This window comes from Serratia sp. JSRIV004 (assembly GCF_019968705.1).
GTDB classification, from domain to species: Bacteria; Pseudomonadota; Gammaproteobacteria; order Enterobacterales; family Enterobacteriaceae; genus Chania; species Chania fonticola_B.
In genome coordinates this window covers 4,199,257-4,221,300 of record NZ_CP074140.1, presented here as the reverse complement: position 1 = coordinate 4,221,300, position 22,044 = coordinate 4,199,257, and the positions used below count along the sequence as shown (strand labels likewise).

The window sequence follows — 22,044 nt, the reverse complement described above, 5'->3', positions numbered from 1 at the left end:
CTATGACGGCAAAGCACCAAAGATCAAGATGTTAATAAATATGCGTGTTCGTGGCATTTTTGTGCTATTTTTATTATCAAGCGTGATCCGCTCTGAACCTTGTGATCTAGAGTAGATGGAAACGCCAGGATTTCATGCGATCTGTTCGATAAAACCTTCGTTTTTGGCTATCGCAGAGATAACCATTATCGCTGCAAATGCACTTGATAATCATTATCACTTAAGTAAAGATGAAGGTGAGCTAAATTAGTAAGGGTTTTCGCTATGCTGAACAGTCGCGCGGTTAACAATACTTCCTCCAGCCGCCCGTCCAGAAAGATCAAACTTTCTCTGATGGGGCCTGCCTTTATCGCCGCCATCGGCTATTTCGACCCCGGTAATTTTGCCACTAATATTCAAGCTGGCGCTTCTTTTGGTTACACGCTGCTGTGGGTGGTGGTATGGGCCAACGTCATGGCGATGCTGATCCAATTGCTGTCTGCCAAACTCGGCATCGCTACCGGTAAAAACCTTGCTGAGCATATCCGCGATCGCTTCCCGCGCCCGGCCGTCTGGGCTTATTGGGTGCAGGCGGAGATTATTGCGATGGCCACTGACTTGGCCGAGTTTATCGGTGCCGCGATCGGTTTCAAACTGCTGCTGGGAGTAACGTTGTTGCAGGGGGCAGTCCTCACCGGCATTGCCACCTTCCTGATCCTGATGCTGCAAAAACGTGGGCAAAAGCCGCTGGAACTGGTGATTGGCGGCCTGCTGCTGTTTGTGGCAATGGCCTATATCGTGGAGCTGGTATTTTCTCAGCCGCAGTTGAGCGGGTTGATTAGAGGGATGGCGATCCCGGATTTGCCGAATGGTGACGCGGTGTTTCTTGCTGCGGGGGTGTTAGGGGCAACCATCATGCCGCATGTGATTTATTTGCACTCCTCGCTGACGCAGACTGCCGGTAAAGACTCTAAAGCCGAACGTTATTCGGCCACCAAGCTGGACGTAGCGATCGCCATGACCATTGCCGGTTTTGTTAACCTGGCGATGATGGCCACCGCCGCTGCCGCATTCCATTTCAACGGCCACAGCGGCATTACCGATCTTGACCAAGCTTACCTGACGTTGCAGCCGTTGCTCGGCAATGCGGCGGCCACCATTTTTGGCCTGAGCCTGGTTGCAGCAGGTCTTTCTTCTACCGTGGTAGGCACTTTGGCGGGGCAGGTGGTGATGCAGGGCTTTGTCCGCTTCTATATCCCTATCTGGGTACGGCGGGTGGTCACCATGATGCCATCGTTTATTGTCATCATGATGGGGATGGATGCGACGCGTATTCTGGTTTTGAGCCAGGTGCTGCTGAGCTTTGGTATCGCCCTGGCGTTGGTGCCGCTGCTGGCGTTTACCGGCAACCGTGAACTGATGGGGGATATGGTCAACGGTCGTCTAATCCAGAATCTCGGTAAACTGATTGTGTTGGTGGTGGTTGGGCTCAACGGTTATCTGCTGATCAGTAACTTGCTTTAGGATCGTTCCTCTCACCCTAGCTTATGTAGAGGGGTTAAACGTGCTACAGACTGACTTCTGCACCTGATTACTATACCGAACAGCTCCCTCGCCCTGTGGGAGTGTATAGACCGGGGGCATGTTGAACACTTAGCATCCTTTACTCAGCCTTTCTTCTTCTTACATCACTTTCCGAAGCAGTACGAGCTAATCAAAAGCTCCAGACAGCTCCCTCTCCCTGTGGGAGAGGGTTGGGGTGAGGGGTCAATCATCATGATCGTGATGATGGTTTTTGTGATGATGCTTATTCTTATGGTGCTGCTTTTTATACTGTTTGTAATAATATTTATCAGCCTTGCGGTAGCGGCCATCATGGTAGTAATAATTTTTATGCCAGTAATCGCGGTCCCGCCAGCGATAGCCATCCCAATAGTAGCCACGGCGGCTGCGCTCCCCTAAATCACGCCCCTGATGGCCATGCCACCAATCGCGATCGCGCCAATCGTAACCGTCCCAGTAATTGCCGCGTTTGTCCTGGTCACCAATCTGCAGCGAGACCCCCGGCAGCAAATCAATATTGACGCTGCTGGCATGGGCGATGTGGGCGATGGGCATGAAAAGCGCCGCCAGAATGGCTGCGGTAAACAGAGGTTTAAACATTTAGGCTCCCTTGGCCGAATACCGATAATGAAGCACGTTCATCGGTATAGGTTTTGGCCATGCAAACGGTTGTTATCCCTCGCTCTTTAACGCTGTGCGTAAAATCCCTGAGGTATTTATCTGAGAGATGTTAACGCCGTGGGGCGGCCGCGCCTTTGGGCAAATTCTGAAAGCCATGGAGAACACCGGGGATTGGGAGTTATCTGAGGAGAACGGTGAGAAAACCGCCGATACCCTACCGGCGGCTTGTAAGCGATTACATCAGGATCTGCTCTATCTTGGCGATCTCTTCTGCGCTGAATTTACGGTTGGCCAACATACCGACCGCATCTTCAATCTGGCTGACTTTGCTAGCACCGATCAAAACGGAAGTGACGCGATCGTTACGCAACACCCAGGCTAGCGCCATCTGCGAAAGCTTTTGGCCACGCTGCTCTGCTAGCGCGTTCAGTTGGCGAACCTTTTGCAGTTTCGTTTCGGTAATCTGTTCGGGAGTGAGGGATCGGCTACCGCTCGCTGCGCGGGAATCAGGCGGAATGCCTTGCAAATAGCGATCTGTCAGAATGCCTCCGGCCAGCGGCGAAAAGGCGATGGACCCTACGCCATGTTCTTCCAGCGTATCCAGCAACTCGGGTTCGACCCAGCGTTCAAACATCGAGTACTTTGGCTGGTGGATCACACAAGGAGTGCCAAGCTGCTGCAGAATGGCAAATGCCTGCCGCGCCCGTTCGGCCGGGTAATTCGATAATCCGACATACAGCGCTTTCCCTTGGCGGACTATCAAATCCAACGCCGCCATGGTTTCTTCCAGCGGCGTATCCGGGTCAGGGCGGTGATGGTAGAAGATATCCACATAATCGAGCCGCATGCGTTGCAGGCTCTGGTTCAGGCTGGCGACCAGGTATTTCTTCGATCCCCAGTCACCGTAGGGGCCAGGCCACATGGTGTAGCCCGCTTTGGAAGAGATAATCAACTCATCGCGATAAGGCTGGAGATCCTGATGCAGAATACGGCCGAAATTCTCTTCGGCAGAACCCGGCGGTGGCCCGTAGTTATTGGCCAGATCGAAGTGGGTAATGCCAAGATCGAAGGCACGATGCACCAGATTGCGTGCGTTGTCATACAGCGTGCTATCGCCAAAGTTGTGCCACATACCGAGTGAAACGGCCGGAAGTTGCAGCCCGCTGCGTCCGCAACGGCGATATTCCATATTCTGGTAGCGGGCAGACTCAGCTTGATAAACCATAAGATCCTCATCGACAGCGGGGAAGGGTATTCAGTGTATGCGCTTCCACATGGGTTGTCAGAGTGTGAGATCACGCTAATTGTTCGCCATTTATTCAAACTGCTTATGGATGATCCCTGCTGCATGCTGCTGGTGCGTAGATGTAAAGCAGAGTTTCCAGTTCATCTCTGGTGATAAAGTTCGAGATTTCGGCTAAATCTCTAATACTTAATGCTAACCATTCTTCCGTTACCTAGGTGATGATCATGAGCAAGAGCTATACGGTGGCAGATTACCTTCTCGATCGGTTAGCCCAGATTGGAATTCGCCACTTTTTTGGCGTACCGGGAGATTACAACCTGCAGTTTCTCGATCATGTTATTGATCATCAGCAGATAACCTGGGTAGGCTGCGCCAACGAGCTAAACGCCGCCTATGCTGCCGATGGTTATGCCCGCTGTAAGCCAGCCGCGGCACTGTTGACCACCTTTGGTGTGGGTGAATTAAGTGCGATAAACGGCATTGCCGGCAGCTATGCCGAGTACCTACCGGTGATCCACATTGTTGGCGCCCCGGCTTTGCGAGCACAGCGTGCCGGGGATTTGCTGCACCATTCGTTGGGGGATGGGGACTTCGGCCATTTTGCTCGTATGGCGAAAGAGGTAACCATCGCCCAGGCCAGCCTGACGGCCAGCAATGCGGAAGCGGAAATCGATCGCCTATTGACCACCGCACTCTACGAGCGCCGCCCGGTGTACCTGCTGTTACCAAGTGACGTTGCTGAAGCGCCGTTGGCTTCGCGTCCGGCACCTTTGGTGTTGCGTCAACCCAATCTGTCCGACGTTTCCCTACAGGCATTTATCGCTGCCGCACGGGCAAAACTGCAGGCCGCCCATCGGGTTGCCCTGCTGGCGGATTTTCTGGCCGAACGCTTCGGTGCCGAACTCGTGCTGGAACAATGGATGAATGAGGTCAATATTCCCCATTCAACAATGTTGTTAGGCAAAAGCGTGTTGAATGAAACTCATGCCTGCTTCACCGGAACCTATGCCGGAGCCGCCAGCGATCCGCAGGTCAAGCAGCAGATTGAGGGTGCCGATGTGGTGATTAACGTTGGGGTGCGTTTCACCGATGCCATCACCGCCGGTTTTAGTCATAACCTGCCGGTGGATAAATGCATCGATATTCAGCCGTTCGAGGCGCGTGTAGGCCAGCAGGTGTTCAGCCAGATCCCGATGCGGGACGCTGTGAAGGCCTTACACCAACTAACGTTATCGTTAGCCAGCAAATGGACGTTGCCGTCGATCAAACGGCCAGCGCTGCCGGATCCGAGAGCTAGCGGTCTGGATCAACATGGTTTCTGGCAGCAAATCCAAGACTTCTTGCAGCCGGGAGATATCCTGATTGCTGAGCAGGGCACCGCCTGCTTTGGCGCGGCATCGTTGACGCTGCCGCAGGGGTGCCGGTTTATCGTACAGTCCTTATGGGGTTCGATCGGCTATACCTTACCGGCTGCATTTGGCGCGCAGACTGCTGAGCCTCAGCGTCGGGTTATATTATTGATTGGCGATGGAGCCGCTCAGCTTACCGTGCAGGAGTTGGGCAGCATGTTGCGCGATGGGCAAAAGCCAGTGATTTTGCTGCTGAATAATGACGGTTACACCATCGAGCGAGCCATCCACGGGCCAGAACAGCGCTATAACGATATCGCGCAATGGAATTGGACGCGGTTATCGCAGGCTTTTTCGCTCGATCGTCAGTTGAAATGCCTGCGTGTCACCGAACCTGAGCAGTTGCGTGCGGCGCTTGATGAGGTCGGTGGTAGCGATCAACTGGCCTTTATCGAGGTAGTGTTGCCGAAAATGGACATACCCGAACTGCTCGATTGCGTGTCGCGGGCTATTCAATTGCGTAATGCGGCGGCTTGATCGGCGGCGTTTTCCAGTAAGCGATCCAATAACCACAGCCCCGCCGGCCCCGGCGGGGTAAGCTTGGACCATACGGCATCGACTGAGATGGTTTGCGGCCAGCCACGCATTTTCAGCTCTGTCAGACGTTGCCGCCCGTACTGTTTGACTAGCCAGTGCGGTAGTATCGCCCAACCCGCCCCTTGTTCCGCCATCTCCAACAGCATCAGATAACTGGGCGCCGACCAGGTTCGCCCGCGCGGTTTGGTTGCGTTGTTACTGGTATAGGTGTTGAGGTAAAGTTGGCGGCTGCTGGCAAGGTGGGCCTGTGTCAGGGCCGGGAGACGGGTCAGCGGATGGTCATGAGCAACAAACACCCCCATTTCAGTCTGCTCTGGCAGCCTGGCGACGGCGATCTCGGGGGGGTAGGTGGGTTGTACCGCCAGCATCCCCAGGTGAGCGCGGCCAGTCTGTAGCAGATCCAGTACATCCTCCCCTTCGGCGATCATGCATTCCAGCTCAATATCCTGATAACGCCGCTCGAAATGTTTCAGCAGGTTATCGTGATGGTTGGGTTGATAGGTATCGGAAAATACGATGGTTAGCCGCGGTTCGATATTGTCCCCCAAGCGGATGCTCAGCGCATCGAGTCGCTCGCTGGCTGCGAGGATTTCCTGCACGTGGCCCAGCACCTTGCGGCCAGCTTCCGTCAATACAGGCTGGCGCGCCTGGCGATCGAACAGCGTCAGCCCAAGGTCCGCCTCCAGATTGGCAATGGCGGTGCTGATGGTGGACTGGCTTTTGCGCAGTCTGCGTGCGGCAGCAGAAAACGAGCCTAACGCGGCAGCCTCAACAAAGGCCAGTAGGGCTTCTGGGGAATAGCGCATGATGTATCTACTTTATCGATGGAACCTATTTTTAATCTACGCAAAAAACCGATGATAATCACCTGACATTTTCAATAACGGTCACAAAACAGGTGAAGTATGCAGTTGCAAAACAAGTCGTTGGTTGAACGTATCGTTCACGCCGTGGGGTTCGAAGCTATCGCCGTGATGATCTGTGCCCCTTTGGGGGCGTGGCTGCTTAACCGCTCGATGGCGCAGGTCGGGGCGCTGGCGGTCATGTTATCTACCGTCGCCATGCTGTGGAACATCGTCTATAACTCGATCTTTGATCGGCTGTGGCCGGTGAGCCGAGTGGTCAGAACGCTGAAAGTGCGTATTGGCCACGCCTTTGGCTTTGAAGCCGGGTTTGTACTGATTGGTCTGCCGATAGCCGCCTTTATGCTCAATATTTCGTTGTGGCAGGCTTTTGTGCTGGAGATCGGTTTCTTCCTGTTCTTCCTGCCTTATACCATGGCGTATAACTGGGTCTACGATACCCTGCGCCAGCGTTGGTTTGAGCCGCGCCAGGCGAAGGTTAGCAGTTCGCACAGCAAATAATTGCTTCGTCAGTCAGGTCGTTCTCGGGTAATGTCTGGTTGATAGTGAGTCACAGCCAAGGAGAACTGAATGAAAGTGTTGGGATTATTGGGCGGGATGAGTTGGGAATCCACCATCCCCTATTACCGAATGATCAACGAGCAGGTGAAACAGCGGCTTGGTGGCCTGCATTCAGCCAAAATCGTGCTCTACAGCGTGGATTTTCATGAAGTGGAGCGCTTGCAGCACCAAGGTGATTGGGAAGGCGCTGGTCGTTTGCTGGCAGCGGCCGCCGCTTCGCTGCGTGCTGCCGGTGCCGAGGCCATTGTGATTTGTACCAACACTATGCATAAGGTAGCTGATGCGGTGGAACAGGCCAGCGGCCTGCCGCTGATCCATATTGCCGATGCCACAGCATTGCAGGTACGCCAGCAAAATATCCGCCGTATCGGCTTGCTCGGCACGCGCTTTACCATGGAACAGGATTTTTACCGTGGGCGTTTGCAGGACAAATTTGCTATCGAAGTGGTTACGCCGGATGCTGCCGATCGCGATATCGTACACCGCATCATTTATGAAGAGCTGTGCCTGGGCAAAATCGTTGATACTTCACGCGATGAATATCGCCGGATTATTGCCAAGTTGGAACAGCAGGGCGCCGAGGGGATCATCTTTGGCTGCACTGAAATCGGCCTGTTGGTTAGCGCACAAGATGCCGCCGTGCCAGTATTCGACACCACGGCCATTCATGCGCATGCCGCTGCCGAGTATGCTCTGGCCTAGTCTTCATGTGGAGGCTGGTATTTTACTACCAGCATCAAAGGTTTGCCCGCCAGCATCAACCAGGCGGGCAACATTACAATACACAGTATCGGTAACAGGTGCAGCTCTGGCACCACCGCTACGGCCATAAACAGGCTCAGCCAGCCGTCGCGAGTTACCACCAGCACCAACCCCATAATGGCACAGGAAACGGTGATCGCTGCCGGAACCGCCGGGACATGCTGATGCAACATCAACCCCAGCGCGACGCCGATAAATACCGCCGGGAAAATACGCCCGCCGCGGAATCCGCACGCCGCTGCGACCACCAGGGCGGCCAGCTTGGTCAGAGTGATCACCAGCAGTTGGCTGGTGGTGAAACTGCCGTCGACCACCAACAGTTTCATCTCATCCAATCCTTTGAATAGGGTGATATCTCCGCCAATGACCCCAAGGATACCTAGCAGCAGGCCACCTAGCCCGAGCATCAATACCGGGTTTTTCAGCGAATGGAACATGTGGTGCATGCGTGGGAAGCACCAGATCGCCACCATCCCCAGGGCAATAGCGATCAGCGCGACCACCGAGCCGCTGAAGATATCGCGTAGCCGGGTCACATTGTAAGCATCAAGCTGTAGGGTAAAGTTCGGGGTAAAGAACATCTGGGTAGTGACGGCACCGGCGGCAGCGGCCATCAGCGGGGCAAACAGCCGATCCCACAAGGGGACTTCGTTATTTCCCCCTAGCGTTTGCGAGAAAATCAGAGCGGCGGCAACCGGTGTACCAAACATTGCGCCAATCGTGCCAGCGGCGGCGAGGATGATCCAATCCATCTTCGGCACCTTTGGCAATAACCTGGCACCCAGTGCGACCACCAGGGCAATATTGATGGCGGTGATCGGGTTTTCCGGCCCCAAACTGACGCCACCCGCCAGGCCCACCATCAAGGCTAATGCCAACCCCGGTACGGCGGCCAGCGGCAAAGGCATACCAATCAGCGACTCGGTAGCCGGATCTGGCCCGGCATGGCCCGGCACGAAGCGTACGATTAACCCAACGGCGATACCGGTCAGTGTAAGCATGCCGATGGTCCACCAAGGGGAATGGCTATCGATATTGAGCAGCTCCGGGAGGCGAACCCACAGCCAATTCTGCAGCACGTTGGCACTTTCCATCAGCAAGATAAGGATCAGGCTGGAGGCGGAACCGATAACGATCGCGGGCAGGGCGAAGGCCAACATAGCATTGGCGCGCGGATGCAGCATGCGGGATCCCTTGTTGTCACGTCCCTGATTGGCAGGGAAAACAGAGAGTAAAGCCAGCAGAATCGCCAGGCCTCAGAGAAATGGTTTGCATAGTATATAGCTCCAACGGAGCGATTTCGCTAATGGTAGCCGCACGCGATCGCTTTCATCTCATGTTTTTTGCACCAATCTGTAACCGACGGTATAAATCGGTGAAATAGGGTCTGGCTGAAACGTTTTTTGTGATCTGGATCGCTATTGAGCAGCGGGCCGCAGAATGCCGATTGTTGTTTGGGCGGCGTGATTTTACAGTGTACCCAATTTCGCATTTTTCATTTTAGGGAGAAACACCGATGACCTATGCCCTCGTAGGTGATGTTGGCGGCACCAATGCCCGCCTGGCGCTGTGCACTGTCGAGACGGGCGAGATCGCCCAGGCGAAAACCTATTCTGGTCTGGAGTTCGATAGCCTGGAAGCGGTGATCCGCCAATACCTAGCCGAGCTGCAACTGGAGGTTCAGGATGCCTGTATCGCCATCGCCTGCCCGGTAACCGAGGATTGGGTCGCCATGACCAATCACACCTGGGCCTTCTCCATCAAAGCGATGAAAGAGAACCTGGGCTTAAAGCACCTGGAAGTGATTAACGATTTTACTGCGGTTTCGATGGCGATTCCGATGCTGTCCGAAGATGACGTGTTGCAGTTTGGCGGGGGCAAAGCGCAAAAGGATAGACCGATTGCCGTTTACGGTGCGGGTACGGGGCTGGGGGTATCACACCTGGTACACGTAAACCGTCGTTGGGTGAGTTTGCCGGGTGAAGGTGGTCACGTAGATTTTGCACCGAACAGTGAAGAGGAGGACATCATCCTGGAGGTGCTGCGTGGCGAAGTGGGGCACGTCTCTGCGGAACGCGTGCTGTCTGGCCCTGGGCTGGTGAATCTGTACCGTGCCATCGTCAAGGCAGACAAGCGCCTGCCGGAGAAGCTGCAACCCAAAGATATCACCGAGCGCGCGCTGGCGGACAGCTGTACCGATTGCCGCCGTGCCCTGTCCCTGTTCTGCGTGATCATGGGTCGGTTTGGCGGCAACCTGGCGTTGAATCTGGGGACGTTTGGCGGGGTGTATATCGCCGGGGGCATCGTGCCGCGCTTTATGGAGTTCTTCAAGGCCTCCGGATTCCGCGCTGCTTTTGAAGACAAGGGCCGCTTTAAAGACTACGTGCGAGAAATTCCGGTGTTTATGATCACCCATTCCCAACCGGGGCTGCTGGGGGCTGGCGCTCATCTGCGGCAGACGCTGGGTATGCATCTGTAATCAACACAATAAAAAAAGGCGCTACCGGTTTGGCAGCGCCCTTTTTTTTACTCGCCTCTTAGCCGTTGGCTTTGGCCAACACAGGCTCTGCGTGAGACTCTTCTTCCTGCTCAACCGCTTTCGGCGCTTTGATAAACAGGGTAATCAGCAGTGAAATCACCGACAGCACACCCATCACCATGAAAGTCGCGTGGAAGCCGCCGAAGTGGTTGGCCACAAACGACCCAGCCAGCGCGCCCAGACCAAAGCCCTGATAAATGATGCCGTAGTTTTTGCTGTGGTTTTTCAGGCCGAAGAAGTCACCGACAATCGCCGGGAAGACGGTAATGTTGCCACCGAAACAGAAGGCGACCGCGCCGACGCAGATAAAGAACAGCGTATGGCTCAGCGTCAGGAAGCTCAGTGCGGCAATCGCCAGAATAGTGACCAGCATGGTGAAGCTGATGACGCGCATACGACCTACTTTATCGGACAGGGTGCCTAGAATGATGCGGCCTGCGGTATTGAAGATTGCTACGGCGGAAACGGTGTTGGCGGCGGTGGCCAAATCCATCCCGGCCAGCTGTACGCCCATGTCTTTAACGATACCAATCAGATACAAGCCGCTCATGCAGGCCGCGAAGAAAATCACGAACAGCATATAGGCCTCTTTGCTGGCCAGCATCTGGCGCACGGTGTAATCGTTGCCCAGCGTACCGTGGTTAGCCTGTTGGTAAACCTGTACCGGTTCTTTGAGCAACATGGAACCCAGCACAATCAGCGCCATCACGATCACGCCCCAGTAGAAGAAGGCGGCAGAGACACCGGCACCGCTAATCAGGGCGGCGTTAACGTATTTGAACAACAGGCTGCCGCTGCCGAACGCCCCGACGGAGATGCCGGAAATCAGCCCCTTGTTGTCCGGGAACCATTTGATCAGGTTGGACAGGGTAGAGATGTAAGCGATACCCACCGCAAAACCGACCACCACGCCCGCTAACAGATAAATCATATCCAGCGATTGCACGTGGGCACTGGCAATCAACCCTAGGCCGACCAGCACGCCGGAAACCAGCGTCAGATTACGAATACCAAAACGTTCTTGCAGCTTACCGGCGAACAGCGTGGCGAAGGCCAGGAAGAAGCTGGTGATCGAGAAGGTAGTAGCGACATCGCCAAGGCCCCAGTGGAACTTGTCTACCAGCGGCTGGTTGAACAGGCTCCAGGTATAGATAGTGCCGAGGCCCATCTGGCAGATGATGGTGCCGAGAACGATTAAGCTGCGATTTGCCGGTTTGCTGTTCATGGCCGGTCTCCTTCCTGTATTGGCGTTGCCCATTGGCAAAATTAGCAAGGCAACCAGAGCCCTGCGGTATGGGCTTATTATAAAGGGGGCGATCGTTGCCAATGGCGGATCGGGAATGAACTGCCGCTGCCGAGGAATGAAATGCCGTTATCGCTGCATGAGTTGCCGAATAAGGGCTAAAAAGCCGTTGGAATGCGGCCTGCCGGGCGTGATCTACATCAAAGATATGTCAGAAAGATGGCCAAAGCGCTGCGGCAAACTGTGTGGTAATTGTGAAGGATATGCCTGAAAGGCGTAATTGGGCTTTCGTCCTATAGAGAACGTACCGGTGCGGAACTACTGTGATCGGTAAATGGACCCGTTCCATGCTCTGGGAGAGACCTGATGAAAAAAGTGCTGTTGTTATTGGCTGCGTTGTTGCCGCTTTCATTGCCTGCGGTGAGCCATGCGGATATTTCTGTCGGCATCAATGTGCCTGGAATGTCGCTGCATATTGGCGATCGTGATGACCGTGGCCATTACTGGGATGGTTATCGCTGGCGTGAACCGCGCTGGTGGCACGAGCATTATGGCCCACGCGGATATTACGGCCCACCGCCAAGGGCGGTTTACTACGGCCCCCCACGTCGTGAATGGCGTGATGGCCCACGTTATTACCACATGCCACCACCACCACCACGCTATTACCAACGGGATCACGGCCCGCGAGGCCCACGTTGGTAACTATAACCGCATCAGTTGGCGAAACGCTTTGACCTTGCTGCGGCTGACCGGGACTTCAAAATCCAGATCGCTCAGCCGCAGAATATAGGTGTTGTTGAACCAGGGAACGATTTCCCGGATCTTGGATAGATTGACGCAATACGAACGGTGGCAGCGGAAGAAAAACTCTTCCGGCAGCCGCTGGTAAAACTCGGTGATATTCATCGGCATTACAAACTCTTCGCGCCGGGTATACACCCGCGTGACTTTCTCATCGGCGGCGGCGTAGTAGATGTCGTTGATGTCCGTGACGATGATGCGCTCGTCTTTGATCAGGTTAATGCTGTGGCTGGTACGATTCGCCGGTGCGCTAGGCTCTGGCGTCTGCGCTGGTCGGTTATGCAATGCCTCCAGCTTTTGCAGCATGGTGATGATGCGTGCCTCATGATACGGCTTGAGGATATAGTCGAACGCCTCGATCTCAAACGCCTCCACCGCATGCTCTTTATAGGCAGTGATAAACACGATTGACGGACGATGCGCAAACTTGCTGATGTTCTGTGCCAACAATACGCCGTCTAACGACGGAATATTGATATCGAGGAAAATGGCGTCAACCTGATGGGTTTGCAGATATTTCAGCACGTCCAAGCCGTCTTCAAAGGTGGCTTCGATGGTGATATTGCTGTGTTTGTTAATCAGATAAGTCAGCTCTTGCTGGGCGAGAAACTCATCTTCCACAATGATGGCTTTCATAGTTGTTCCCCGGCAGGTTGTGGGCTGTTTTCGCTATGCAGTTTATTGCCGTTTTTGGTGACGTAGAAGGCGATCTCCGTTCCCGGCTCCAGCCGTCGGATGCGTAATCCTTCACCGTACAGCAGGGAAACCCGGTGGTGCACGTTGAGCAGGCCGATATTGTGGCCAGGCATTTCATTGCGTTCAACGCGTTCGATCACCAGCGGATCGATGCCGTTGCCAGTATCTTTCACCGAAATCCTGACGCGATCGCCCCGATCTTTCACCGCGATCACCACCACGCCTTTCCCTTTACAGGGTTGAATACCGTGCACGATGGCATTTTCCACCAGCGGCTGGATCAGCAAGCTAGGGATGCGTACGGCAATATCGTCGTCGATGTCATAAATCACCGTCAGCTTACTGCCGAAGCGCGCCTGCTCGATGGCGATATAGTCCTGGATCTGATGCAGTTCCTTACGGATATCGATCAGTTCGTCGTTCAGTTCCAGGTTATAGCGCAGGTAACGCGACAGGTTGATGATCAACTGGCGGGCGGTATCCTGATTTAGCCGGATCGACGACGAGATGGCGTTCAGCGCATTAAACAGGAAATGCGGATTGATTTTGCTTTGTAGCGCGCGCATTTCGGCCTTGTCCGCCATTTGGCGCAGATGCTCGATGCGCGAAACCTCCATCTGGGTGGAGATAATCTGCGATAGGCCAACCGCCATCACCTTCAGCGTATTAGTGATCTGATGGGCATGGCAGTAGTAAATTTTCAGCGCCCCGGTCACCTCACCTTTTTCCCATAGCGGGATCACCAGTTGGGAATGGATCTGCGGTGCGGTCTGGTTCTCGAGGTTGTTTTTGATGATGATTTTGCCCTGCTGGATGCTTTCCAGCGTGACTCGGCTCAGCCCTGCGCGCCCGAGTGGGTAATGTTCTGCTCCCACGCCAACGTAGGCCAGCACATGTTGGGTATCGGTGATGGCGACCGCATCGGCATTAATATCGTGGCGGATAATTTCGCAAATGGTGGCCAGCGATTCGCTATTGATATTACGGAAATAGGGCAGCGTTTTGCGGGCAATATCCAGCGCCAGCTTGGCCTGCCGTGCCGCAATCACCTCTTTTTCGTCTTCGACGCTTTGCACCAGCAGCACGATCAGGCCGATACACACCGTGCCGAGGATCATCGGCAGGGCAATTTTAGACACGATATCCAGCCCGAGTTCGGTGGGTTTGGCCCAGACAACGATCAGCAGCATGGTGAGTGATTCGCATAGCATGCCCCCCAAGATCCCGGCACGCCAGCGCTGGCCTTTCTTCACCTTCAGGTTGATATAACCGGCGCCGATCCCGGCAATAATGCTGGTGATCAGGCAGGGAACCGAGGTGATACCGTCGATATCGATCAGATAGCGGTGCAATCCGGCGATAATGCCGGTAATGATGCCAACCCAGGGGCCAAACAGGATCCCCCCGGCCATGATGGCGATCACCCGTACGTTAACCAGAGAGCCTTCGACATTGATGCCAGAATAGGTACTGAACAGGGCGAACAGAGAGAAGATGGCCGTGACTGCGGCCAGTTCCAGCGGAGTATGATCTTCCTTTTGCAACAGCTGGCGAAACAGCCGGGTGCGGGTGAGGAAAAACAGGCAGATCAACATCAGGGCGGCACGATCGAATACCGCTAACAACATTTCAAAAACAGGGTGCACAACGGCGGCTCACTGCGACGAACGGGAGACCACAGTATATCACAGCGTGGCAATGACCGCGGTGGCCGGAGTACACCGCGGTCATCAGGGTTATTTAAACCCCAACTGTTCCTTGCCGAGCGGCGTCAGCAGCTCAACGGTGGCGCGGCCAATGAAATCCACTTCGAAATCATCTGCAGCAAAATCCACCGGGCTTTTACCTGACAGGAAGCTTGGCAACTGCCGTTGCAGATAGGCATCGTTCTTCTCGCAACCCGGCGCGGCGGCAATGTACATCACGTTGCTGTCGAACTCGCCGTTATGCTCGTTTTCTACCGAATGGATCACGTCACAGTGCCAGAATACCGTATCTCCCGGCTCCAGATCGGGAATAGGGGATAACCCACTTAATAAAAGGGGATGCCACTGTTCCGAGATTGATAACGCCCGGCCTGGGGCGGCCCCACACAGATCGTCATCCGCCACATCGTCTTGCAGGGCGCGCAGCAGGATATAGGCCATGGCGTTGGCGATCGGTACTACGTTCAGCGTTCCTGCATGGGTATGTTGCGGCGTCAGCGCTGTCCAGCCCTGGAAAGTGCGGAACATGGAACAAACCGCCGGTGAGGCGATCTCGCGCACTTCGGTGCGGCCATCGGCGGCAAAGGGATCGTATTGCTGCCAGTTGCCGGAGAACACGTGACGATAGACGTAGCGGAAATTCTCATCCAACCAGCGTTCGATGGTGCCGCTATCCACATGCGGAGAAAGGCCCAGTGAAGAGGAGTTTGGCGGACGGCGGCGGGTACGATCGGCATAGGTAGCAACGCGCGTTGGGTCAAAGTGCTGTTTGCCGTTGCTCTCGGTTGCCCACAGGCTGTTGAGGAACACCTGCACCGCATGCATGCGCTGATCTTGACGAGCCTCGACCTGAGGCTTCGACCAGTAAATGCCGTAGATCTGTGGCTTACTGGCGGCCAGTTTGCCAAAGTAGTTATCTTCGGCGGCATTTTTTAACCGCTCGACGAAGTTATTGCGTTCGAGATAGTCGCCAATCTCCTGATTCCAGGCCTCGGCTTTGCTGCGTGGGAATACGCCTCGAATGGCGCACACGCCGCGCTGTTTAATCAGGGCAATTTGTTGTTCGGTAACGCGTTGTTGCAGAATATCTTCGGCGTCCACCTGCGGCACCGGGTCCTGGCCGTTGGCCAGTTCCTGACGGATTTGCTCCACCTGCTGGCGAATATTGTCTTCCAGTTCCAGGAAGACTTCGCGATAGTTGGGTAAAGCCTGGCGTAACTGCTGCTTGACGCTTTTTATTGCGGTAGGCACATCATCGATAAGTAATGAAGCCATGGTGTTCTCCTTGGCCCGCCGGTGGGCGAGGATGTTAGTGGTAGGGTAGCGTTATAAAGTTGCTGTTTTGTTGTAACCTGGTTAATGATTATCTGGATTTAATAGGGGAAAATAAAGGGATATCTTTCATTCGTAACTTCCTCTTTTTCGTTTTTCGGAGATTTATCTGATGAAATTGGAAACACCTCGCTTGCTGCTGACATCGCTAACCGCGGATGACTGGCCGTTATTCCTACGTCTGTTCCAGGATCCCCAGGTGATCCGTTACATTGCCGATCCGCTGCCGGAACACGAGATCCGCGAACGTTTCGAAGCACGCTTGCCCACATGGGATAAGCATTGCGATCGCTGGCTATGCCTGGTGATGAGAGAAAAAAGCAGCGGTCAAGCGGTGGGAATGACCGGGTTTCGCCCTGAGTGGTCCTCTTGCCAGCAGGCCGAAGTGGGCTTTGGCAGCCTGCCGGAAGGGCAGGGGAAAGGTTATGGCAAAGAGTCGCTGCCTGTGATCTTGGACTTTGCCTTCAATGCCTGCGGGTTTCACAAAGTGTATGCCACGGTGACAGAGGGGAATTTAGCCTCACGGGGTCTGTTGGAGAGCTGTGGTTTTCAACTGGAAGGGACGCTGCGTGACAATTTCCGCCTGGCGGACCGGTGGTGTAATGACTGGCGGTTGGGGTTGTTGGCGACGGAATTTGCGGCTGCCGAACGGTAAAAAAATTGTTATGCGAGGGGCTCGACAGCCTGACAAGCCTGAGTTATGTTCGATGTTCGGCCATTCTGTGGCCAACGTCGCTCGGATGGTCCGGGCGCTAACGTCTCTTCGAGGTAACTATGTCTGATAACAACCCGCGCCGTTTCACGCGCATCGAACGCCTGCCCCCTTATGTGTTTAATATCACCTCTGAACTGAAGATGGCTGCACGCCGTCGCGGGGAAGATATTATCGATTTCAGCATGGGTAACCCGGATGGCCCGACGCCGCCGCATATCGTAGAGAAACTCTGTACCGTAGCCCAGCGTGATGATACACATGGCTACTCAACCTCTCGCGGTATTCCGCGCCTACGCCGTGCTATTTCGCACTGGTATCAGGAACGCTATCAGGTCGATATCGATCCCGAAAGCGAAGCCATTGTGACTATTGGCTCGAAAGAGGGCCTGGCGCACCTGATGTTGGCAACGCTCGATCATGGGGATACGGTGCTGGTGCCGAATCCAAGTTACCCGATCCATATTTATGGCGCGGTGATCGCCGGTGCGCAGGTGCGTTCCGTGCCGCTGGTGGACGGCGTGGATTTCTTTGGTGAGCTAGAGCGCGCCATTCGTGAAAGTATTCCGCGGCCAAAAATGATGATCCTGGGCTTCCCATCCAACCCGACTGCGCAGTGTGTAGAACTGGATTTCTTTGAGCGGGTAGTGGCACTGGCGAAACAGTATGACGTGCTGGTGATACACGATCTGGCCTACGCCGATATCGTCTATGACGGCTGGAAAGCGCCTTCGATCATGCAGGTGCCGGGAGCCAAAGACATTGCGGTAGAATTCTTCACCTTGTCGAAAAGCTACAATATGGCCGGCTGGCGTATTGGCTTTATGGTGGGGAATCCTGAGCTGGTTAGCGCATTGGCACGTATTAAAAGCTACCACGACTACGGCACCTTTACGCCGCTGCAGGTGGCCGCTATCGCCGCATTGGAAGGCGATCAGCAGTGCGTGTTGGACATTGCCGAGCAGTATCGCCAGCGCCGTAACGTGCTGGTGAAAGGGCTGCACGAAGCTGGCTGGATGGTAGAGAATCCGAAAGCCTCGATGTATGTGTGGGCAAAAATTCCTGAGCCTTACGCGCATCTGGGGTCGCTGGAGTTCGCCAAGCGTCTGTTGGCGGAGGCTAAAGTGTGCGTATCGCCGGGGATCGGCTTTGGCGATTACGGCGATACCCATGTGCGTTTTGCCTTGATTGAAAACCAGGATCGTATCCGCCAGGCGGTGCGCGGTATCAAGGCGATGTTCCGTGCTGATGGATTAATCAAGCCAGCTAAAACGGCGACTCCTCCTACCAAATAACACCCCATCTTGAGGGGACTGATGTGTTGCCTGAGATTAGGCAATCGCTGTTGCCCCTCACCCCGACCCTCTCCCACAGGGAGAGGGAGCTGGCCGGAGCGCTTGGTTGGTCCGCGCAGCTTCGGAAAGTAGGGAGCAAAAACAAGAAAGATAAGGTGTTACGCAAACCAAAAACTAACTCGATCGCCACCCCAGCCAAGGTGTGCCACCGTATTTTCAGACCCACTCGATCGGTCCCCTCTCCCTGTGGGAGAGGGTTAGGGTTAGGGTGAGGGGCATGTTTACGTACCCACCATCCTGATTTTTCTTCTACTTAAGGTTATCTTCAGTTGTTATCCGCTATGCTCTGCTAATACCGAATTTAGTGGGAGTCTCTATGAGCGTTCGTTTTGCAAAATCACAAATCCTCCTGCACTGGCTGACGCTGGTGATGGTGATCCTGACTTACAGTGCCATATTGCTGAAGGACTCTGTGCCGGATGACAGCGCGGCATTGGTGAAGGATCTGCACTTTAACTTCGGCCTATCGGTATTTGTGCTGATGTTTATCCGCCTTGGGCTACGCCACCGGCATCCTACTCCACCGATCACTCCGGCCTTGCCGAAACTACAGGCGCTAGGGGCGAAAATGCTCCATTGGGTGCTGTATCTGCTGTTTTTATCGTTGCCGATATTGGGCTTCTTGACGTTGGCCTATGGGGGCAAACAGTGGTTGCTGCTGGGCTGGCAGGTGCCGCAGTGGATCACGCCTGACGCGGGCATACGCCGCACGCTGAAAATGGTGCACGAAACCTTGGCAAACACGGGGTATTTCATCGTCGGCATCCATGCCTTGGCCGCCATTTATCATCACTATGTGCGCGGTGACGACACCCTGCGCCGGATGATGCCCGGCAAATAGTTCGCGCTGCAGAAACAACAAAGGGGCGCAGAAGCGCCCCTTTATCAATGTACCTGGCGAGATTGCCGTTAGGCAACCATCAGCATGAAGGTGCCTACCCATGCAACCAGCATGAATGAAACGCCCATCAAAAAGTATTTCACGTAACAACTCCTTGTGGAGTCCTCGCAAACCAACGATCCCGATTGTTGTCTGAGTATTTTGTGGCAAATCAGCGGCGGATGGCGGGTTCTTCAATCAGAAGGAACAACGTCCAGAGCTACGATTTACCGGTCGTTGCGATTCAAGTTCCTTGAGGTTAACCAGGAATCACAACAGGATCGGCGCTAATGTACTCCCAAAATCCTACCCATTTCAATACTGTGTTTTTGATCACATTTTTTGTCGGTTTTTTACCCTGCAGTGAGTTGAAACGGGCGCAGTATGCAGCATCCCTACGAGGTGGGATGGTTGATAAATGCCATAAGTAACAGTTTGTTACAAGGCATCAGGCTACGGCGCTGACGCTGGCGATCAGAATAGCCCAGAAGACCAGACAAGAAAGCAGGATAGCGGCCCAGACATGACGACGGTTGAGTTCCATTTTTAGCCTTCACTTTGCAATCGGTGGTTGTTTAATAACCCTATCGGCGCAAAACGGTAAAAATTTACTCTCTGGGCAAACTATTTATTCTGATTGCTGGCGGATCGCCACTACCTTGGTATGCACTTCGTAGCCGAGCAGAAACAGGGCTTGTTCAAGGGCCTCAACCTTCGAGGCATAGGCCACATCCAGCAACCGATCGATCTGAGCACCGTTAAGGCCCATCTGGCGTGCCAGCAGTGCTTTTGAGGTGTTGCTGCTCAACATATGGTTGTGCAGTTCCAGCTTTAATTTCACCAGCACCGGTAAATGCAGGGCGATGTCACCGCTTTGCAATGCGGAGGCCGCAGGCACCGGGCGCCCTTCTTCCATTTCAATGGCGATAGCCGTCAGCAGGCTTTCCTGCGCCTCCAGTTCGACATCCTCACGTTTGTAGCAGGCGGCTTGCTGCTCGGGGAAATCCCGTAGGGTAATTTGCCAGGCATCGCTTTCGCTATCGAAGGCGTAATGGGCGGGATAGTGGCAAGGCATCATATTTCCTGCTTGGGGGGAAGTGAGCCGCATTGTGACCGGTTGGCGACAACAATGCCAGAGATTGGCGTCCTTAAAGCACGGGGATAATCGCTGTGTAGGCCGCCAAGCTGAAAACAGGGTTATGCAGTATTTTTTTTGGACGGTGACTGATGTTTTATTAGCAACTTATGCCAGAATTATCCTATAGCCCAATGATGATCCGGATTAACATGAAATACAGATTTAACGATCGTGTGCTGTTTGATGGTGATACCGGAACGTTGGGTCCAAGCGACTTTTCCGACGAGCCCACGGCTATTTCCAATCCCGCCAAACGTCTTTTGCTATTACTGATCGCCAACTATGGCAAACCCGTGGAACGTGAGGTGATTTTCAAAAAGGTGTGGGACGACTACGGCATGATCTCCAGCAATAACAACCTTAATCAATGCGTGAGCAAGTTGCGCCGGGTGCTTAAGGTGATGGGGATCGATGATGAGGTGATTGTCACCGTGCCGAAGATAGGGTTTATGTTGCGCCGCGAGATCCAGGTTGAAATCAGCCAGGAAGACGATGGACATTTTACCCCGTTAGTCCCTGCACAGACAGTGAGTGATGAGGCCTATTTGCCATTAGAGAGCGGGCTGGAAACCGAAGCCGAGACTGACGATGATATTGCTTCAACTTCCGAGGCAGACGATGAGCCCGATCTGCCGACAAGCGTAGAGATTGCTGCTCCTGCCAACAAAAAACGTCTTGGTTGGGGTCTGATCGCGACGGTTGCTGGTTTGGTTTTTGTACTGGGGATCGCATCTACGATGTACGCCACCAATTCACTGGCCAGACAGGAGGTGTTTCTTGGCAAGGCGGGGAGTTGCAAGGTATTTATGTCGACATCCACGCAGTCAGGGGTCCCCAGCTCCAGTCTGAATCAGGACATGTTGTCCTATGTGGAGCAACGAAAAGCCGAATGCCGGGCAGATGAATACCTGCTAGTGGTACGCAGCAACCAGGTTCGTTCTTTTATTTCTGGCGTGAGTCGCCTGTTTTTTGTTCGCTGCACTATCGTACGTGAGCACAAAATAGAGTTTTGCTCAGGGCTAGAGAACGACAGTTTGCCGTTGTTGCAGTAAGGCTAAGTAAAAGAATGGGCCTGATCATTGCAACAGTAGTCTGGTTTTTTGGTGGGGTGGGCAACAATTAGCCGAATTGTTTAATTTTTGTATGAAATGAACATAAAACAAACAAGTTTTTTGTGCTTAACAATGAGACCGTGTAGAGTTTTACGCATAAAACAGGCCATTAAAAACATTAAATTTGGATTTTAAACCTAAATAATTCCAATTTAATAGTTAATGATTCTTTTATACCGCTTGTGGGTTAAGATTTTTCTCGTCAACGGGTGGTTAGGATTGTTCTTAAGTAACTGACTGGTGACGCTCACCACGGAACCTGCGAAGTTATCGCAGAACGGTGGAAACAAACAAGTACGGCAGGATGGTAAATAACGGACCGATGACAGTAAAGCTTCTCGGGCGCACCAATCGGCAATGTGCTTGGTTAACTACAGTTATCTTATAACGGATTAGGATCATTATGAAATTTTACAACACCAAAACTACCCTGCTGGCCGCTGTTATCGGTATGACTTTTGCGGGCTCAGCCCTGGCAGCCGATGGCACTATTACCATCAATGGCACCATTACTGACACTACTTGCGATATTTCGGTCAACAACCAGTCTAAAGACGCCACGGTAACGTTGCCGACCATTTCCATCTCTGCGCTGCCAGCCGTTGGGGCAACTGCAGGGGCAACACCTTTCAGCATCGCACTGACCAACTGTGCGGGGGCTACACTTAATACTGCCAGCACCTTCTTCGAAGCGGGCGCTTATGTTGAACAGAGCACCGGTCGCCTGAACAACTCGGCATCGGGCACGGCGACCAACGTCCAGGTTCAGCTGTTGAACGCCAATCTGGGCAGCATCATGGCGGGTAGCGCACATAGCCAAGGCGATTTGGCCGTTGATATTAGCTCCGGTGGCGGCGTAATGAATTATTACGCGCAATACTATGCGAACGGGACGGTCACGCCAGGTACGGTTAATACCCAGGTGGATTACACCATCATCTACCTGTAAGACATCCAGCCGTGGGATGAGGGCAGCCTCATCCCTT

The 22,044-nt window shown here is 53.9% G+C and carries 21 protein-coding genes; 11 read left to right on the top strand and 10 right to left on the bottom strand.

Annotated elements, in window-relative coordinates:
* The first annotated feature begins 264 nt into the window (after nt 1–264).
* Nucleotides 265–1,503, top strand: a complete 1,239-nt coding sequence (locus KGP21_RS20175; protein ID WP_223536121.1) for an Nramp family divalent metal transporter — start codon at nt 265–267, stop codon at nt 1,501–1,503.
* Nucleotides 1,504–1,746: 243 nt separating this feature from the next.
* Here the strand turns inward: KGP21_RS20175 and KGP21_RS20170 are convergent, their stop codons facing one another.
* Together KGP21_RS20170 and mgrA are read right to left on the bottom strand one after the other, a co-directional pair.
* Nucleotides 1,747–2,142: a DUF2502 domain-containing protein gene (locus tag KGP21_RS20170; protein ID WP_021807034.1), complete on the bottom strand. Its 396-nt coding sequence runs from the start codon at nt 2,140–2,142 to the stop codon at nt 1,747–1,749.
* Between the two features lie 256 nt (nt 2,143–2,398).
* Nucleotides 2,399–3,388: an L-glyceraldehyde 3-phosphate reductase gene (mgrA, locus tag KGP21_RS20165; protein WP_209530285.1), complete on the bottom strand. Its 990-nt coding sequence runs from the start codon at nt 3,386–3,388 to the stop codon at nt 2,399–2,401.
* A 245-nt stretch (nt 3,389–3,633) separates the two neighbouring features.
* Between mgrA and KGP21_RS20160 the strand changes: the two genes are divergently transcribed.
* Nucleotides 3,634–5,295: an alpha-keto acid decarboxylase family protein gene (locus KGP21_RS20160; RefSeq protein WP_209530283.1), complete on the top strand. Its 1,662-nt coding sequence runs from the start codon at nt 3,634–3,636 to the stop codon at nt 5,293–5,295.
* Here KGP21_RS20160 and KGP21_RS20155 read toward each other — a convergent pair.
* On the bottom strand, nt 5,271–6,161 hold the full coding sequence (locus KGP21_RS20155; protein WP_094982027.1) for a LysR family transcriptional regulator: 891 nt from the start codon (nt 6,159–6,161) through the stop codon (nt 5,271–5,273). The genes KGP21_RS20160 and KGP21_RS20155 overlap by 25 nt on opposite strands.
* A gap of 99 nt (nt 6,162–6,260) precedes the next feature.
* Here KGP21_RS20155 and KGP21_RS20150 point away from each other — a divergent pair, with 99 nt between their 5' ends.
* Together KGP21_RS20150 and KGP21_RS20145 are read left to right on the top strand one after the other, a co-directional pair.
* Complete coding sequence (locus KGP21_RS20150; RefSeq protein WP_021807030.1) at nt 6,261–6,719, top strand: multidrug/biocide efflux PACE transporter; 459 nt, start codon at nt 6,261–6,263, stop codon at nt 6,717–6,719.
* A gap of 69 nt (nt 6,720–6,788) precedes the next feature.
* The gene (locus KGP21_RS20145) at nt 6,789–7,481 is read left to right on the top strand and encodes an aspartate/glutamate racemase family protein (RefSeq protein WP_021807029.1); all 693 of its coding nucleotides are present in this window, start codon (nt 6,789–6,791) and stop codon (nt 7,479–7,481) included.
* Here the strand turns inward: KGP21_RS20145 and KGP21_RS20140 are convergent.
* Nucleotides 7,478–8,725, bottom strand: coding sequence for an ion channel protein (locus tag KGP21_RS20140; protein WP_059201428.1), 1,248 nt, complete (start codon nt 8,723–8,725; stop codon nt 7,478–7,480). The genes KGP21_RS20145 and KGP21_RS20140 overlap by 4 nt on opposite strands.
* 332 nt (nt 8,726–9,057) lie before the next feature.
* Here KGP21_RS20140 and glk point away from each other — a divergent pair, with 332 nt between their 5' ends.
* Nucleotides 9,058–10,020 (top strand): glucokinase, encoded by a 963-nt coding sequence (glk, locus tag KGP21_RS20135; RefSeq protein ID WP_021807027.1) that lies wholly within the window; start codon nt 9,058–9,060, stop codon nt 10,018–10,020.
* Nucleotides 10,021–10,078: 58 nt separating this feature from the next.
* Here glk and KGP21_RS20130 read toward each other — a convergent pair whose 3' ends face one another.
* Entirely contained in the window at nt 10,079–11,305 is a 1,227-nt protein-coding gene (locus tag KGP21_RS20130) for an OFA family MFS transporter (RefSeq protein WP_223498155.1), read from the bottom strand.
* Between the two features lie 384 nt (nt 11,306–11,689).
* On the opposite strand from KGP21_RS20130, the gene KGP21_RS20125 reads away from it, so the two are divergent.
* Nucleotides 11,690–12,028 carry a DUF2502 domain-containing protein gene (locus KGP21_RS20125; protein WP_223536117.1) on the top strand — a complete coding sequence of 113 codons (339 nt, stop codon included), beginning with the start codon at nt 11,690–11,692 and terminating at the stop codon, nt 12,026–12,028.
* Here KGP21_RS20125 and KGP21_RS20120 read toward each other — a convergent pair whose 3' ends face one another.
* The 3 genes from KGP21_RS20120 to KGP21_RS20110 all read right to left on the bottom strand — a co-directional run bounded on the left by KGP21_RS20120 (nt 12,029) and on the right by KGP21_RS20110 (nt 15,804).
* A complete protein-coding gene (locus KGP21_RS20120; RefSeq protein ID WP_021807023.1) occupies nt 12,029–12,763 on the bottom strand; it encodes a LytTR family DNA-binding domain-containing protein in 735 nt (244 codons plus the stop codon).
* The gene (locus KGP21_RS20115) at nt 12,760–14,451 is read right to left on the bottom strand and encodes a sensor histidine kinase (protein WP_059201425.1); all 1,692 of its coding nucleotides are present in this window, start codon (nt 14,449–14,451) and stop codon (nt 12,760–12,762) included. The genes KGP21_RS20120 and KGP21_RS20115 overlap by 4 nt, the downstream gene beginning before the upstream one ends.
* Before the next feature lie 108 nt (nt 14,452–14,559).
* On the bottom strand, nt 14,560–15,804 hold the full coding sequence (locus KGP21_RS20110; protein WP_223536114.1) for a DUF1479 domain-containing protein: 1,245 nt from the start codon (nt 15,802–15,804) through the stop codon (nt 14,560–14,562).
* A 169-nt stretch (nt 15,805–15,973) separates the two neighbouring features.
* Here KGP21_RS20110 and KGP21_RS20105 point away from each other — a divergent pair, with 169 nt between their 5' ends.
* From KGP21_RS20105 to KGP21_RS20095, 3 genes are all read left to right on the top strand, one after another.
* A complete protein-coding gene (locus tag KGP21_RS20105) occupies nt 15,974–16,516 on the top strand; it encodes a GNAT family N-acetyltransferase (RefSeq protein WP_223536110.1) in 543 nt (180 codons plus the stop codon).
* Between the two features lie 119 nt (nt 16,517–16,635).
* Nucleotides 16,636–17,868, top strand: a complete 1,233-nt coding sequence (alaC, locus tag KGP21_RS20100; RefSeq protein WP_021807019.1) for an alanine transaminase — start codon at nt 16,636–16,638, stop codon at nt 17,866–17,868.
* Nucleotides 17,869–18,244: 376 nt separating this feature from the next.
* Complete coding sequence (locus KGP21_RS20095; protein ID WP_021806091.1) at nt 18,245–18,769, top strand: cytochrome b; 525 nt, start codon at nt 18,245–18,247, stop codon at nt 18,767–18,769.
* Between the two features lie 68 nt (nt 18,770–18,837).
* On the opposite strand, the gene ypdK is transcribed toward KGP21_RS20095, so the two are convergent.
* Complete coding sequence (gene ypdK, locus KGP21_RS20090; protein WP_099782600.1) at nt 18,838–18,912, bottom strand: membrane protein YpdK; 75 nt, start codon at nt 18,910–18,912, stop codon at nt 18,838–18,840.
* Between the two features lie 524 nt (nt 18,913–19,436).
* Nucleotides 19,437–19,883, bottom strand: coding sequence for a hypothetical protein (locus KGP21_RS20085; RefSeq protein ID WP_223499687.1), 447 nt, complete (start codon nt 19,881–19,883; stop codon nt 19,437–19,439).
* A gap of 212 nt (nt 19,884–20,095) precedes the next feature.
* Between KGP21_RS20085 and KGP21_RS20080 the strand changes: the two genes are divergently transcribed.
* Nucleotides 20,096–20,998 carry a transcriptional regulator gene (locus KGP21_RS20080; RefSeq protein ID WP_021806089.1) on the top strand — a complete coding sequence of 301 codons (903 nt, stop codon included), beginning with the start codon at nt 20,096–20,098 and terminating at the stop codon, nt 20,996–20,998.
* 463 nt (nt 20,999–21,461) lie between these two features.
* Nucleotides 21,462–22,007 carry a fimbrial protein gene (locus tag KGP21_RS20075; protein ID WP_021806088.1) on the top strand — a complete coding sequence of 182 codons (546 nt, stop codon included), beginning with the start codon at nt 21,462–21,464 and terminating at the stop codon, nt 22,005–22,007.
* Nucleotides 22,008–22,044 lie beyond the last annotated feature (37 nt).

Bases quoted from the DNA above. Each gene is read 5' to 3' on its own strand.
- KGP21_RS20080 (WP_021806089.1), top strand. From the start codon at position 20,096: ATGAAATACAGATTTAACGATCGTGTGCTGTTTGATGGTGATACCGGA.
- mgrA (WP_209530285.1), bottom strand. From the start codon at position 3,388: ATGGTTTATCAAGCTGAGTCTGCCCGCTACCAGAATATGGAATATCGC.
- KGP21_RS20160 (WP_209530283.1), top strand. From the start codon at position 3,634: ATGAGCAAGAGCTATACGGTGGCAGATTACCTTCTCGATCGGTTAGCC.
- KGP21_RS20085 (WP_223499687.1), bottom strand. From the start codon at position 19,883: ATGCCTTGCCACTATCCCGCCCATTACGCCTTCGATAGCGAAAGCGAT.
- KGP21_RS20075 (WP_021806088.1), top strand. From the start codon at position 21,462: ATGAAATTTTACAACACCAAAACTACCCTGCTGGCCGCTGTTATCGGT.
- KGP21_RS20125 (WP_223536117.1), top strand. From the start codon at position 11,690: ATGAAAAAAGTGCTGTTGTTATTGGCTGCGTTGTTGCCGCTTTCATTG.
- KGP21_RS20145 (WP_021807029.1), top strand. From the start codon at position 6,789: ATGAAAGTGTTGGGATTATTGGGCGGGATGAGTTGGGAATCCACCATC.
- KGP21_RS20130 (WP_223498155.1), bottom strand. From the start codon at position 11,305: ATGAACAGCAAACCGGCAAATCGCAGCTTAATCGTTCTCGGCACCATC.
- KGP21_RS20155 (WP_094982027.1), bottom strand. From the start codon at position 6,161: ATGCGCTATTCCCCAGAAGCCCTACTGGCCTTTGTTGAGGCTGCCGCG.
- KGP21_RS20150 (WP_021807030.1), top strand. From the start codon at position 6,261: ATGCAGTTGCAAAACAAGTCGTTGGTTGAACGTATCGTTCACGCCGTG.
- KGP21_RS20170 (WP_021807034.1), bottom strand. From the start codon at position 2,142: ATGTTTAAACCTCTGTTTACCGCAGCCATTCTGGCGGCGCTTTTCATG.
- KGP21_RS20105 (WP_223536110.1), top strand. From the start codon at position 15,974: ATGAAATTGGAAACACCTCGCTTGCTGCTGACATCGCTAACCGCGGAT.
- KGP21_RS20140 (WP_059201428.1), bottom strand. From the start codon at position 8,725: ATGCTGCATCCGCGCGCCAATGCTATGTTGGCCTTCGCCCTGCCCGCG.
- alaC (WP_021807019.1), top strand. From the start codon at position 16,636: ATGTCTGATAACAACCCGCGCCGTTTCACGCGCATCGAACGCCTGCCC.
- glk (WP_021807027.1), top strand. From the start codon at position 9,058: ATGACCTATGCCCTCGTAGGTGATGTTGGCGGCACCAATGCCCGCCTG.
- KGP21_RS20175 (WP_223536121.1), top strand. From the start codon at position 265: ATGCTGAACAGTCGCGCGGTTAACAATACTTCCTCCAGCCGCCCGTCC.
- KGP21_RS20110 (WP_223536114.1), bottom strand. From the start codon at position 15,804: ATGGCTTCATTACTTATCGATGATGTGCCTACCGCAATAAAAAGCGTC.
- KGP21_RS20095 (WP_021806091.1), top strand. From the start codon at position 18,245: ATGAGCGTTCGTTTTGCAAAATCACAAATCCTCCTGCACTGGCTGACG.
- KGP21_RS20115 (WP_059201425.1), bottom strand. From the start codon at position 14,451: ATGTTGTTAGCGGTATTCGATCGTGCCGCCCTGATGTTGATCTGCCTG.
- KGP21_RS20120 (WP_021807023.1), bottom strand. From the start codon at position 12,763: ATGAAAGCCATCATTGTGGAAGATGAGTTTCTCGCCCAGCAAGAGCTG.